Origin of the sequence: Actinokineospora alba (assembly GCF_004362515.1) — a bacterium.
GTDB lineage: Bacteria > Actinomycetota > Actinomycetes > Mycobacteriales > Pseudonocardiaceae > Actinokineospora > Actinokineospora alba.
The window spans coordinates 6,489,553-6,502,750 of sequence record NZ_SNXU01000001.1 but is presented as its reverse complement, the minus strand read 5'-3'; the positions used below and the strand labels follow the sequence as shown (position 1 = coordinate 6,502,750).

Genomic DNA, 13,198 nt, shown 5'->3' with positions numbered 1-13,198 from the left:
TCACACGAAATGGAGCGGTCATGACCGTGGTAGGCGTAATCGGCGCGGGTGTCATGGGCGTCGGAGTCGCCCAGAACCTGGCGCAGACCGGACACGAGGTGATCCTGGTCGACACCAGCGAGGCGATCCTCACCCAGGCACTGGCCACCATCCGCAACAACTGCCGGTTCAGCCGGATGATGGGCGGCCCCGCGGTCGACGCGGACGAGGTGCTCGCCAAGATCAGCACCGGCATCGGCGCGGACGCACTGGCCAAAGTGGACGTGGTGATCGAGAACGTCCCCGAGGACTGGACGATCAAGCGCGAGGTGTACCTGGCGCTGGACGCGGTGTGCCACCCGGACACGGTGTTCGTGGTGAACACCTCGGCCATCCCGATCACGAAGGTCGCCGCGGTGACCAGCCGCCCGGCCAACGTGATCGGCGTGCACTTCATGAACCCGGTGCCCGCCAAGCCCGCCGTCGAGCTGATCCCCGGCTTCCACACCTCGCCGGAGACCATCCAGCGCACGCGTGACCTGTTGGCCGCGATGGGCAAGCACGCCATCGACGTCAAGGACTCGTGCGGGTTCATCTCCAACCGGCTGTCCCACGTCTTCATGAACGAGGCCGCGACCCTGGTGTACGAGGGCGTGGCCACCGCCGAAGGCGTCGACGAGGTCTTCCGCAGCTGCTTCGGGCACCCGATGGGCCCGTTGGAGACCGCGGACCTGATCGGCGTGGACACCGTGCTCTACAGCATCGAGGTGCTGCACGAGCACTACGCCGACCCCAAGTACCGGCCGTGCCCGCTGCTCAAGCAGATGACCGAGGCGGGCCTGCACGGCCGCAAGAGCGGTCGCGGCTTCTACGACTACACCGGCTCTTCCAAGTAATCCACTTAAGACAAAAGGAGACATGATGTCGGACACCGCTACCACCCAGATCCTGGCCTTCATCAAGGGCCGGTTCCCGGACGTCGAGATCGACGCGTCGCAGGACATCTTCGCGCTCGGGTTCGTCAACTCCCTGTTCGCCATGGAGCTGGTGATGTTCGTCGAGAAGACCTTCAGCGTCACCATCCCGAACACCGAGCTGCAGCTCGACAACTTCCGCTCCGCGGACTCGATGGCGGCCCTGGTCGAGCGCTGCTCGGCCGCGGTCGCGGTGTGAGCATGACCGCCATGGCCACCGCGCCGGACGTCGGCGCGGTCACCGACCGCGCCGCGGCCCGCGCGTTCGTCGACACCCACATCGCCCCGCACGCCAACGCTTTCGAGCGGGACGCGCGGATCCCCGAGGAGCTGATCGAACGGATCGGCGCGGCCGGGCTGTGGGCGCCGTTCCTGTCGCCCGCGCTGGGCGGCGCGGGGATGGACATGGTGACGCTCGGCGCGATCCACGAGGAGGTGGGCCGCGGCTGCTCGTCGGTGCGCAGCCTGCTCACCGTGCACACCATGGTGTCCTGGACCCTGGCCCGCTGGGGCAGCCAGGCCCAGCTCGACCAGTGGGCCCCGGCCCTGGCCAGCGGCTCCGCTCTAGGTGCCTTCTGCCTGTCCGAGCCCGGCGCGGGCAGCGACGCCGCGGGGATCACCACGACCGCGGTGCCCACGGGCGGCGGCTGGACGATCAACGGCGTCAAGAAGTGGATCACCAACGGCAACCGGGCGGACCTCTACCTGGTGTTCGCCCGCACTGAGACCAGCATCGGCGCGTTCCTGGTGCCCAGGGACGCACCGGGCGTCGAGGTCAGCCCGATCACGGAGATCCTGGGCACCAGGGGTTCCATGCTCGCCGAGGTGTCCTTCAAGGACGTCTCGGTCGGCCCGGACGCCTTGCTCGGCCCCAGCGGGTTCACCGCGGGGATGGTGCTGACCGGCACGCTCGACCTCGGCCGCTACAGCGTGGCGGCCGGGTCGGTCGGCATCATCCAGGCCTGCCTCGACGCGTGCACCGCGTACACGTCGAAGCGCAGCGTCGGCGGCACCGCGATCCGCGAGTTCCCGCTGATCCAGGCGAAGGTGTCCGACATGCTCACCGACGCCCGCGCGGCCCGGCTGTTGGTCGCCGAGGCCGGTCGGCTCAAGGACGAGGGCGACTCGGCGACCCTGATGGCCACGTGGGTGGCGAAGTACTTCGCCTCCGTCGCCGCCGCCCGGCACGCGTCGGAGGCCGTGCAGATCCATGGCGCCAACGGCTGCGGCCCGGACTACCCGGTGGCAAGGCTTTACCGCGACGCCAAGGTCATGGAGATCATCGAGGGCAGTAACGAGGTCCAGCGAATCACCATCGCTGGCGAGGCTTATCGGGAGATGAACTGACGTGAGTGTGCAGACTGTCGCGGAGCCCGGTGTGTTCGTGGCTCCCGAGAAGCCCGTGCAGGGCCGAATCAAGTGCGTCGTGTGGGACCTCGACAACACGCTGTGGGACGGGGTGCTGCTCGAAGACGAGGCCGTGACCCTGCGGCCCGAGGTGGTCGAGCACATCCACCGCCTGGACAAGATGGGTGTCCTGCACTCGATCGCCAGCAAGAACGACCACGACGCGGCCATGGCGAAGCTCGCCGAGTTCGGCCTGACCGAGATGTTCCTCTACCCCCAGGCCAACTGGAACGCCAAGTCCGACTCGATCAAGCACATCGCCAAGGGCCTCAACCTCGGCCTGGACGCCTTCGCCTTCATCGACGACCAGGAATTCGAGCGCGCCGAGGTGGCACACGTCGTCCCCGAGGTGACCTGCGTGGACGTCGCCGACCTGGATGAAGCCCTGGCCCGCCCGGAGTTCATCCCGCGGTTCGTCACCGACGAGTCCGCCCTGCGGCGTGAGATGTACCAGGGCCAGATCGCCCGGGACGACCTGGAGCGGGAGTTCGTCGGTACCAACAACGACTTCCTCGCCAGCCTCGAGATGACCTTCACCATCGAACCGGCCCGCCAGGAGGACCTCCAGCGCGCCGAGGAGCTGACGGTCCGCACCAACCAGCTCAACTCCACCGGACGCACCTACTCCTATGACGAACTGGACACCCTGCGTGAATCGCCGGATCACCTCCTGCTGGTCGCTTCCCTCACCGACAAGTTCGGCAGCTACGGCAAAATCGGACTGGCCCTGGTCGAAAAGGCCGATGACGTCTGGCAGCTGAGGATGATGCTCATGTCCTGCCGCGTCATGTCCCGCGGCGTCGGCATGGTCATGCTGAACCACATCATGGGCCTGGCCAAGGAAGCGGGCGCCAAGGTCCGCGCCGACTTCGTCGAAACCGGCCGCAACCGCATGATGCAGGTGACCTACGCCTTCGCCGGCTTCCGCGAGGTGAGCCGCAACCACGACCACGTGGTCCTCGAAGCGGATCTGGACACCCTCCAGGCCCCGCCGCCCTATGTCCGCGTCGAAATCCTCGGCTGAGGCAGCCATGACCTCCGTCGAAGTGACAAGCAAGTGGCTGCCCTTCAAAACCCAATCCGGCTCAGGCCTCCCACTGTTCTGCCTACCCCACGCGGGCGGCGGAGCGTCGGCCTTCCGGACGTGGCTGGGCCAGGTCCCCGGCGTCGCCGTGCTGCCGGTACAGCCCCCCGGCCGGGAAGCCCGATTCCGAGAACCACCCCACCAACACATGGAACCTTTGGTCACCGCCCTCGCCGACCTGGTCCTCGGCGAGGCGGGCGACCGCCCCTACGCCGTCTACGGCCACAGCCTGGGCGCTTTGGTGGCGTTCGAACTCGTCAGAGAAATCCGCCGACAGAACGCCCCCCTGCCGACACGACTCATAGTCTCCGGCTGCTCCGCCCCAGGCCATCCCTTTGACGACGGCCCACCGGTGACCGGCATGACCCGCCCCCAACTCGTGCGGATGCTGCGGGACCTCGGCGGAACCCCGGAGTGGCTACTGGCCGACGAATCCTTCGTGGACATGATCCTCCCCGCCGTACAAGCAGACTTCAGCGTCAAAGAAACGTATGAGTACCGCCCGGAACCACCGCTGGACATCCCCCTGACGGTCCTGGCCAGCACCGAAGACCCCCGCGCCTCCCACGACGCACAAAGCCGCTGGCGCCAACAGACCACCAAGGAGTTCGACCTGCACACACTGGTAGGCGGCCACTTCGAGGTATTCGAGCAATCAACAATCACTCACAAGTACCTCGCCCAAGCCCTACACCTGCCCTAAACCAGGCAACGCCCAAGGACAGCTCGTTGCCCTTATACGCACCCCCACACTTCGGTCGCGTACAGGGCAGCGAGTTACCCCTGGCCCTCCGACGGCAGTCACCTCTAGGAACAGTTCGTTACCCGGGACCTCAGGACGCGGTCCCCTTTAGCGACTGCCCTTGATCCCTTGACCTCCAACTCGGGTCACCTCAAGGGACCGCCCTTAATCCCTTGACCTCCGACCCGGGTCACCTCAAGGGACGAGCTTCCGCCCCTGCACTTCCCCCTTGCCCCTCGTCCTGGCCGCTTTTAATTCTCGATCATCGCTGTCAAGGGTCGGCTTGCCGATCGCGCAGCGACGGCCGTTTACGGCCGCCCTTGACAGCGATGATCGAGAATTAAACAATCGAGCCAGAGGGGCCACCCACGTGATCCCCGAGTTCTTGTTGGCTCCCAAGGGAAAGTCCCCCTCGGCCACAATTGTTTAACTCTCGATCATCGGCGTCAAGGGCGGCCGTAAACGGCCGTCGCTGCGCGATCGGCAAGCCGACCCTTGACACCGATGATCGAGAGTTAAAGACGGCCAGGACGAGGGAGCAGGGGGCAGAGCAGGGATTAAAAGCAAAAGACCCCGATGGCAACCGCGTTCTCGGTTGCCATCGGGGTCTTTTGCGTTGTCAGGCTCGCTTCGCCACCGGCACCACGAATCGGTTGAAGACCATGTCCCTTAGGACGTCGTCCCCACCCTCGACAATGGAAACGTAGCGAACGTCCCGCAGCAGCTTGCCGATGACCGACTCGTGCGTATAGCCAAGACCGCCGAACATCTCCGAAGCCGTCGAAGCGATCTGCCAACCGGTCTGCCCGCAGAACATCTTCGTGGTCAGCGAAGACTTCAACGTCCCCTGCCGGACGAACTCCTCATCAGCATCCGGCCGAGCTGAAATCGCGTCGTACTCCCGGGCCGCGGCCAGGAGCTGGTTGGACATGACCTCGATCTGCATGTCGAACTGCCCAAGCCGGCTCGCGAACACCGCATTGGTGACCAGCGGCGCGCCCTTGACCTGCTTGGTCTTCGCGTAGTCCATGCACACATCCCGAACCCGCCGCGCGATACCCAAAGCGGTGGTGGCGATCAGCGTGCGGCTTGCGTTGAGGCCGACTTCCAGCAGCCGCAAGCCGTTGCCCCGCAAAGCGTTGCCCGCCGGGACGCGACAGTCGGCCAGGGTGACCTCATAGGTCGCCGACGACCGCAGCCCGATCACGTCCCACCGCTTGTCGACCCGCAGCCCCGGTGTGTCCCGAGGCACCAGGACCGCCAGATAGCCGTTGTCCTCCGTGCGGGCGACCACCACCACGAACTGGGCGAAGTCGGTGTCACTGGAGAACGCCTTCAGCCCGTTGAGGACCAGCGTGTCCCCTTCACGGCGGACAGTGGTGGTGATGCGGGTCAGCTCACTGCCGGACTCGTGTTCGCTGCCCAAAGTCGCGCAGAAGCCGTTGGTGGCGACCAGGTGCCCGAGGTACTGCTCCTTGAGTTCCTCGCTGCCATACCGGGCCACCATGGAGCTGGCCAGGATCGGGATGAGCTGGGTGAAAGCCACACCGGCATCGCCATAGGCCAGTTCGGCGACGATCCGCACGCCCTCTTCGAGCCCGAGGCCCTGGCCGCCGTACTGCTTCGGCACCCACCAGTTCGCCAGGCCCGTGTCCGCGAAGCGCTGGTACACCGGGAGTGGAGCATCGGCCAGCGAGTCGAGCATCGCCTCCTTGCCGATCAGCTCGCGGCGGGCGAACGTCTGGGCTGTGCGGACGTAGTCAGGTTGCTTCATCCCTGCGTCCCTTCCTCGATCAGGGCGGCGAGCTGCCGCACCGTGGGGCACTCCAGCAGCGCGGTCACCGGGATCGACGTCTGCAGGCTCTTGCGGATCCGGGTGGTGAGCTTGATCGCGACCAGCGAGTGGCCGCCGAGCTCGAAGAAGTTGTCGTCGAGGCCGACCGGCTCGATCCCGAGCACCGCGGACCAGATCTCGGCGACCGTGGCTTCGGTGCCCTCGCGTGGGGCCACGAACGGGGTGGGCAGGTCGGGGCGGGGGTGGCGTTCCCGGCCATCGGCGTCGGTGGCGTCGCTTTCGGCGCTGACGTCGCCGATGACCCACTGGGCGATGCGGGCGTCCAGCGAGCCCGTGGAGATGACCAGGTGCCCGACCCGGTCACCGGCCGACAGGGCGCGCTCGAAGACGTCGACCGCCTCCTCGGGCACCATCGCGAAGTCCTTCACGGTGGGTCCGTGGGTGTCGAGCCGCTCGGCGTCGGTGTTCCACGTGTCCCAGTCGACGGTGATCCACTTGCCCGCGCCGCTGGTGCGGGCCACGCGGGTGTAGGCGTCGAGTGCCGCGTTGGCCGCCGCGTATGGCGCCAGGGTCATGCCGCCGAGGACCGCCGCCAAAGACGACAGGGTGATCCTCCGGTCCGGGCACTGGCCGTCCAGAACCGTTTGCAGCACATGGAAGCCGCGCACCTTGGCCGCCATGTGCGGGTCGCACGCGTCGCGGTCCATGAGATGGGCGAAGTTGAAGTACCGGTCGTCCTGCACACCCGCGCCGTGCACCACGACGTCGATCCCGCCGAACCGCTCGGTCGCGGCCGTCACGACCGCGCGCATGGCTTCGAGATCGGCGACGTCGGCCGACATCGCCAGCACAGTCGCGCCGCGGCGCTCGAGGTCCAGGATGTTGGTGATGTGCCGGGCGGTCCGCTCCCCGCCCTCGGGAACCGCCGCGAGGAACGACTCCCACTGCTCGCGCGCGGGCAGCGGCGAACGAACGGTGAGCACAAGTTGGCACCCGTACCGGCTCGCGAGGTGCCGGGCCAGCCGCAGCCCGATATCGCCGAGACCGCCGGTGATCAGCACGGTGTCGCCATCGCGGATCGCCACGTCCTGGCCGGTAGGCGCCTCGATCGGCAGGTGCTCATACCGCCGCTGCCACACCTCGTTCGCGCGCACCGCCACCGGCCCCTCATGCGGGCACACCGCGGCGGCCAGGACGGCGTCGACGGCCAGGTCGACATCCACGTCGACATGCCTGCACCGCAGCCGCGGGTTCTCCTGCGACAGCGACGGCCCGACCGCAGCCAGCGTCGCGTGCTCGGGGTGGCGAAGATCGGTGCCGACCACGGCGACCGCACCAGAGGTCAGCAGCACCAGGTCGATGGGCGGCGCGACGCCGCTGTCGTCGGTCAGTTCCCGCGCCAGCGTCATCACGGAGTAGAAGCCGCGGTCCTGCTCGGCGTCGAAGTGCGCGATGGGGTCGCCCGCGTCGACCGGGCTCGCCAGACTCCAGCCGTGCACGATCGTGCGCGGCGTGACCAGCTGCGACGAGATCAGGTCGGTCAGGTGGCCAGGGTCGTCGACCGGGACGGTGAAGTCACCGATGTCGTCCTGGTCGAACGCCGCACCCGGCCGCACCGCGGCGACCTCGGCGCCCGCCGAGCGCAGCCGCTCCACCAGGACCTCGCCACGCTCGTCGTCGGTGAGTACCAACCAGGGACCAGCCGCGCGAAGCTGCTCGTCGAGGTCCGCCAAGGGGAGTGGCCGCTGCTTCCACGTGGGCAGATGCGTCCACTGTGCCCGGTCGAACGTCCGCCCGGTGTCCGCCGGCGCGGGCGCCTGCGTCAGGTCGGCCTTGACCCAGTAGCGGCGCCGCTGGAACGGGTAGGTGGGCAGCTCGACCCGCCGACCGGCGCCACCATGCAGCGCGGGCCAGTCGACCGCCGTGCCCGCCTGCCACAGCCGCGCCACGGTCGTGAGCAGCCAGGCACCCGCCGAACCCTCGTACCTCGGCGCGACCACGACGTCCTCATCGGCTTCACCGGGGACCAGGCGCACACCCAGGCGAGTCAGCGCGTCGCCAAGCGCGGCCAGGGTGCCGTCGCGGCCGGTGTCCGTGCTGACGGGGAACAACGTGGCAACAGCCGCGTGCAGCTCCGACCACCAGGTCTCCGGAACCTCGGCGGGCGCGACGAGCCGCACCTTGGGGTTGCGGCGCCGGGTCGAGCCGTCGATCCACCGCGTCGGGTCGGCCAGCGCCGCGATCGCGTCCTCGCGGCTGTCGCACACGACCGCGCGCCGCTGCGCGAAACCGCCACGCGAGACCTGCAACGTGTAGGCGATGTCGTCGATATCGGCGTCAGGATGGGAAACCAGGTGCTCACGCAGCAGCGTGGTCAGGTCATTGAGCGCGCGCTCATCGGCCGCGGAGAACGTCAGCAGGTGCGGACCGGGCCGGGTCGGCCTGGCCTCCCGAACAGGCGCCTGCTCCATCACGACGTGCCCGTTGGTCCCACCAAGACCGAACGAGCTGACCCCGGCCCGCCGCGGATGCGTCCCGCGCGGCCAGGGCTGGTGCTCGGTGAGCACGGTGAACCGGTCCTTGGCGGTCACCAGCGCACTGTTCGGCGACTCGTAGTTCGGCGTCCCCGGAAGGATCTCGTGCTCCAGGCTCAACGCCGCCCGGATCAACCCGGCCACACCCGACGCGCGGTCGAGGTGGCCCAGGCTGGGCTTGAGTGAGCCGAGCACACACGGCGTCTCCGGCGTCTGCTGGAACACGCGGTTCATCGCGGCGAGTTCGATCGAGTCGCCCAGCACGGTGCCGGTGGCGTGGCACTCGACGTATCCGATGGTATCCGGCTTGATCCCCGCCACGCCGATCGCGGACTCGATCACCGAGGCCTGCCCGTCGACACCAGGAGCCGTGTACCCGGCCCGGACACGGCCGTCGTTGTTCACCGACGACCCAAGGATCACCGCGTGGATGACGTCGCCGTCCTCCAACGCCTCCGACATGCGCTTGAGCGCCACCACCCCGACACCGCTGCCCATGACCGTGCCACCGGCGCCCGCGTCGAAGCTGCGCACCTCCCCGTCGGGCGAGAGGATCCCGCCCTGCTCATAGAGGTAACCCGTCGGCTGCGGCAGCGGGATGTACGCGCCGCCCGCCAGCGCGATATCGCTCTCGTAGGTCAGCAGGCTCTGCACCGCCAGGTGCACCGCGACCAGCGAGGTCGAGCAGAAGGTCTGCACCGTCATGCTGGGACCACTCAGGCCCAGCTTGTACGAGACCAAAGTGGACAGTGAGTCGCGCTCGTTGCCGATGCCCAGCAGGATCTCCCCGCCGGGCTCGTCCGCGACCTGCCGCACGTTCTGGATCATGTAGAACGGGAAGCCGGACCCACCGAACACCCCGACCTGGCCAGGCGTGTCTGTCGGGCAGTATCCGGCGCTTTCCAAGGCCTCCCAAGAGCATTCGAGGAACAGCCGGTGCTGCGGCTCCATCGTCTCGGCCTCACGCGGGTTGAACCCGAAGACGGACGCGTCGAACTGGTCGAGCACCTTGAGTGGACCGCCGACCCGCACATAGCGCGGGTCGGCGATCACGCCCTCGGTCACGCCCGCTTCACGCGACTCGTCGTCGGTGACCTCCCGCAGGCCTTTCACGCCCGCGAGCAGGTTGCGCCACAGCTCGGAAACGCTGTCCGCGCCGGGGAAACGACCGGACATGCCGATCAGCGCGACCGCGGAGCTGTAGTCGGTTTCCGTCATGGGTGACCTCCCGGGTCCGAGAAATGGCGCGGCGCCGCCTGACCGCGGCCCAGAACGAAGGTGTGAAAGGGAGTGCTCAGAGCAGGTCGCTGCGGCCCCAGCCGCGCGCGATCCGCCGAATGGCGAAGCCGCCCGCGACGATCGTGACGCACAGCAGGATCCCGGCGGGCTTCAGCGTGCCCAGTTCGTCGCCTCTGATCGAGGCCTGCAGCATCTCCAGCGCCCAGTATCCGGGGGAGAAGTGGGCGATCACCTGCGCCCATCCGGGCATCAGGGCGACCGGCACCAGGGCGCCGCCGATGGCGCTCAGCGTGATCGCGCCGAGGTCGGCCACCATGCCGAGTTCGGCGTGGCTGCGCATGATCGTGGCGAGCGCCGCCCCGATCGCCAGCAGCGTCAGACCCCACATGACAATGGACAGCAGCACCAAACCCATCGTGCGGGGGATGGGCAGGCCGATGATCAGGCACCCATAGACCAGCAGAACCACCTGCTGCACCATGAGGATCGCGAAGACCGGCACGGTTTTGCCCAGCAGCAACTCGAAAGCCGTCGCCGGGCTGGTGCGCAGCCGGTCCCAGGTGCGCCACTCGCGCTCGACCAGGATCGAGTTGCCGATGATGGACAGCGTGAAGACCGAGAACATGATCAGTGGGCCGGTGACGACCTGGATGGTGCCGGTGTTGAACGCCCGCTCGTAGATGGGCTTGAACATCAGCATGATCACCATCGGCAGCACGATGTAGCTGATCATCTGACCGGGGTCGCGCAGTCGCATCACGGTGTTGTGCCGCACCAGAACGCCGACGCGGTGGGCCGAATCAAGAGACATCGTCGACCGGCGGGGACCGGCGGCGGACGGTGTGGTCTTGGTCGGCGCGGAATCAAGAGACATCGTTGACCGCCATGGTGTTGACCGCCAGGGACCGGTAAAGGTCGTCAAGGGAGGGTTTGCGCAACTCGACCGCGGTGACGTTGCGGTCGTTGCGCTTGAGCAGGTCGATCAGCGTGGCGCCCGGATCGGTTGTGGTGACCCGGATTTCCTCGTCATCGAGGGTGACCAGCACTTCGCCGGGCAGCTGCGAGAGGAGGTCCTCGCTCGTGCCGCGCGCGATGATCCGCCCGGCTCGAGCGACCGCGATCGTGGCCTGGAGCTCGACGAGTTCCGGCAGGTAGTGAGTCGTGTAGATGATCGCGGCCCCCTCGCCCGCGCGCTGCTTCACCACGTCGAGTAGCGCACCCCGGGTCTCCGGGTCGGCGCCCGCCGTGGGCTCGTCGAGCAGCAGCACCGAGGGCCGGTGGATCAGCGCCGCGGCGGCCTGGGTCCGGCGTTGTTGGCCGCCGGACAGCAGACCGGCACGCCGGTCGATGAAGTCGGTGAGGTGCAGCGCGACGGCGAGTTCGTCGATCGCGCTCGCGAGTTCCGCGCGCCGCAGCCCGGCGAGGCCGCCGAACAGCTCCATGTGTTCGCGGACGGTGATGGAGCGGTAGAGCGCGATGTGCTGCGGCGCGATGCCGATTCTGCCGCGGACCCGCCCGGGGTCCTGGCCGTCGACGGTGACCGTGCCGGTGTCGGGGCGCGCGAGGCTCGCCGCCATCTCGATGAACGTCGTCTTACCCGCGCCGTTGTGCCCGACCAACCCGACGATCTCGCCTGCTTCGACCCGCAAGCTGAAGCCGTCGAGTGCCTGGACCGGACCGTAGCGCTTGGTGAGGTCGATTGCTTCCAGCAATGGGTCACCTCTGAACGTGAATGGACCCGAGAGGGTCGTTGAGCCCGGGCTCAGGTGGGGTTGTCATGCTCGACGCCCACTATCGAACGGGGTGCAGACGCCCGGCCAGAGGGGAATCACTGTCGGCAGCTAACTGCCACCGCTCAACCCGGACGTGTCGCGTGCGGCGGGGCAGGCGGGGCGCGTCGATGGCATGATCGCGGGGTGCCCTCCAGCCAAGCAGGCCTGACGGTGACCGACGCGGGCGTCGGTCGAACCACCCTCCCAGCTTTCGCCACCGGCCCGGTCGCGGCCGTCGCCGCGGTGCTGGCGGCCGTGCAGCTGGCATTGGCGGGCCGATACGGCTTCCACCGCGACGAGCTGTACTTCCTGGTCGCGGGCGATCACCCCGCGGCGGGGTACATCGACCAGCCGCCGCTGACCCCGCTGCTGGCGCGCGCGAGCACCGAACTGTTCGGCGACACGCTCGTCGGCCTCCGGGCAGTCGCCATCCTGGCGTACGTCGCGATCGTCTTCGTGGTCGCGCTGATAGCCCGCGAACTGGGCGCCGACCGCCGCGCGCAGACAGTCGCGGCGGTGTGCGGCGCGGTGTCCAGCATCGTCCTGGTGATCGGCCACATGGTCTCGACGGCCACGTTCGACATGCTCATCTGGCTGCTGGTGAGCTGGTTCGTCCTGCGGCTCCTGCGCACCGGCGACGGCCGCTGGTACCTGCCGATCGGCGCGGCCGTCGGTGTCGGGATGCAGAACAAGTACCTGATCCTGCTGCTGGTGTTCGGTTTGCTGGCCTCGGTCCTCATAGTCGGCCCGCGACGGGCGCTGGTCACCCCGTGGTTGGCGGCAGGTGTGGGGATCGCGCTGCTGCTGGCGCTGCCGAACCTGTGGTGGCAGGTGGTGCACGGGTGGCCGCAGCTGACGGTGGCCGGGGGGATCAGCTCGAAGGACGGGCTGGAGAACCGGCTGCTGTTCGTCCCGCTGCAGCTGGTCTACGTGTCGCCGCCGTTCGTCCCGATCCTGGTGGCGGGCCTGCTGCGGCTGTGGCGGGCCCCGGAGCTCCGGTGGGCCCGGGCGTTCGCCGTGGCGTACCCGTTGTTGGCGGTGGTGGTGCTGGCGATCGGCGGAAAGCCGTACTACGTCTTGCCGCTGCTGATCGTGATTCTCGCCGCCGGCGCCGAACCCGCCGTCCGCTGGGCGCACACGGCTCGCCGTCGGACGATCCTCGCGGCGGTCATCGCGGTCTCGGCGCTGGTCAACGCGGTGGCGACCCTGCCCCTGCTGCCGCCGAGCGTGGTGGGCGTGGTCAACGCGATGAACAAGGAACAGGGCGAACAGGTCGGCTGGCCTACGCTGGTTCAGACCGTTTCCACGGTGTGGCAGCGAATCCCGGCGGACCAACGGGATCGGGCGGTGATCTTCACCCAGAACTACGGCGAAGCGGGTGCGATCGACAAGTTCGGGCCCGACTACGGCCTGCCGCCTGCCCACTCCGGCCACATGAGTTATGCCGACTGGGGGCCGCCCGCGGATTCGTCGGATGGGCCGGTGATCCTGGTGCACTATCCGAGCAATCGGGCCATGGTCCGGTATTTCCGGGGTTGCTCGCCGGTGGCCCGTGTGGACAACGGGTACGGGTTGGAGAACGACGAGCAGGGGACTGTGGTGCAGCTCTGTTCCGGCACCGCTGGGTCGTGGTCGAGCGTGTGGGCTTCGCTGCGGCACTACTACTGAGCAC

At 68.2% G+C, this 13,198-nt stretch carries 10 protein-coding genes; 6 read left to right on the top strand and 4 right to left on the bottom strand.

Annotated features, from left to right (window positions below; translation table 11 throughout):
• The first annotated feature begins 20 nt into the window (after positions 1-20).
• The 5 genes from C8E96_RS29515 to C8E96_RS29495 are packed head-to-tail and all read left to right on the top strand — an operon-like array spanning position 21 to position 4,147.
• A complete protein-coding gene (locus C8E96_RS29515; RefSeq protein WP_091377626.1) occupies positions 21-875 on the top strand; it encodes a 3-hydroxyacyl-CoA dehydrogenase family protein in 855 nt (284 codons plus the stop codon).
• A 25-nt stretch (positions 876-900) separates the two neighbouring features.
• A complete protein-coding gene (locus tag C8E96_RS29510; protein ID WP_091378227.1) occupies positions 901-1,152 on the top strand; it encodes an acyl carrier protein in 252 nt (83 codons plus the stop codon).
• A 2-nt stretch (positions 1,153-1,154) separates the two neighbouring features.
• Positions 1,155-2,300: an acyl-CoA dehydrogenase family protein gene (locus tag C8E96_RS29505; RefSeq protein WP_091377629.1), complete on the top strand. Its 1,146-nt coding sequence runs from the start codon at positions 1,155-1,157 to the stop codon at positions 2,298-2,300.
• A 1-nt stretch (position 2,301) separates the two neighbouring features.
• Positions 2,302-3,384, top strand: a complete 1,083-nt coding sequence (locus tag C8E96_RS29500) for an HAD-IIIC family phosphatase (protein ID WP_091377631.1) — start codon at positions 2,302-2,304, stop codon at positions 3,382-3,384.
• Positions 3,359-4,147, top strand: a complete 789-nt coding sequence (locus C8E96_RS29495) for a thioesterase II family protein (RefSeq protein WP_324187457.1) — start codon at positions 3,359-3,361, stop codon at positions 4,145-4,147. The genes C8E96_RS29500 and C8E96_RS29495 overlap by 26 nt, the downstream gene beginning before the upstream one ends.
• Positions 4,148-4,805: 658 nt before the next feature.
• On the opposite strand, the gene C8E96_RS29490 is transcribed toward C8E96_RS29495, so the two are convergent.
• The 4 genes from C8E96_RS29490 to C8E96_RS29475 all read right to left on the bottom strand — a co-directional run bounded on the left by C8E96_RS29490 (position 4,806) and on the right by C8E96_RS29475 (position 11,466).
• On the bottom strand, positions 4,806-5,960 hold the full coding sequence (locus tag C8E96_RS29490; RefSeq protein WP_091377637.1) for an acyl-CoA dehydrogenase family protein: 1,155 nt from the start codon (positions 5,958-5,960) through the stop codon (positions 4,806-4,808).
• Positions 5,957-9,733, bottom strand: a complete 3,777-nt coding sequence (locus C8E96_RS29485; RefSeq protein ID WP_091377640.1) for an SDR family NAD(P)-dependent oxidoreductase — start codon at positions 9,731-9,733, stop codon at positions 5,957-5,959. The genes C8E96_RS29490 and C8E96_RS29485 overlap by 4 nt, the downstream gene beginning before the upstream one ends.
• Before the next feature lie 76 nt (positions 9,734-9,809).
• Positions 9,810-10,628: an ABC transporter permease gene (locus C8E96_RS29480; RefSeq protein ID WP_091377642.1), complete on the bottom strand. Its 819-nt coding sequence runs from the start codon at positions 10,626-10,628 to the stop codon at positions 9,810-9,812.
• On the bottom strand, positions 10,618-11,466 hold the full coding sequence (locus C8E96_RS29475) for an ABC transporter ATP-binding protein (RefSeq protein ID WP_091377644.1): 849 nt from the start codon (positions 11,464-11,466) through the stop codon (positions 10,618-10,620). The genes C8E96_RS29480 and C8E96_RS29475 overlap by 11 nt, the downstream gene beginning before the upstream one ends.
• A 204-nt stretch (positions 11,467-11,670) precedes the next feature.
• Here C8E96_RS29475 and C8E96_RS29470 point away from each other — a divergent pair, with 204 nt between their 5' ends.
• A complete protein-coding gene (locus tag C8E96_RS29470; protein WP_228770006.1) occupies positions 11,671-13,194 on the top strand; it encodes a glycosyltransferase family 39 protein in 1,524 nt (507 codons plus the stop codon).
• The last annotated feature ends 4 nt before the right edge of the window (positions 13,195-13,198 follow it).

Bases quoted from the DNA above. Each gene is read 5' to 3' on its own strand.
- C8E96_RS29510 (WP_091378227.1), top strand. From the start codon at position 901: ATGTCGGACACCGCTACCACCCAGATCCTGGCCTTCATCAAGGGCCGG.
- C8E96_RS29485 (WP_091377640.1), bottom strand. From the start codon at position 9,733: ATGACGGAAACCGACTACAGCTCCGCGGTCGCGCTGATCGGCATGTCC.
- C8E96_RS29495 (WP_324187457.1), top strand. From the start codon at position 3,359: ATGTCCGCGTCGAAATCCTCGGCTGAGGCAGCCATGACCTCCGTCGAA.
- C8E96_RS29490 (WP_091377637.1), bottom strand. From the start codon at position 5,960: ATGAAGCAACCTGACTACGTCCGCACAGCCCAGACGTTCGCCCGCCGC.
- C8E96_RS29480 (WP_091377642.1), bottom strand. From the start codon at position 10,628: ATGTCTCTTGATTCCGCGCCGACCAAGACCACACCGTCCGCCGCCGGT.
- C8E96_RS29515 (WP_091377626.1), top strand. From the start codon at position 21: ATGACCGTGGTAGGCGTAATCGGCGCGGGTGTCATGGGCGTCGGAGTC.
- C8E96_RS29505 (WP_091377629.1), top strand. From the start codon at position 1,155: ATGACCGCCATGGCCACCGCGCCGGACGTCGGCGCGGTCACCGACCGC.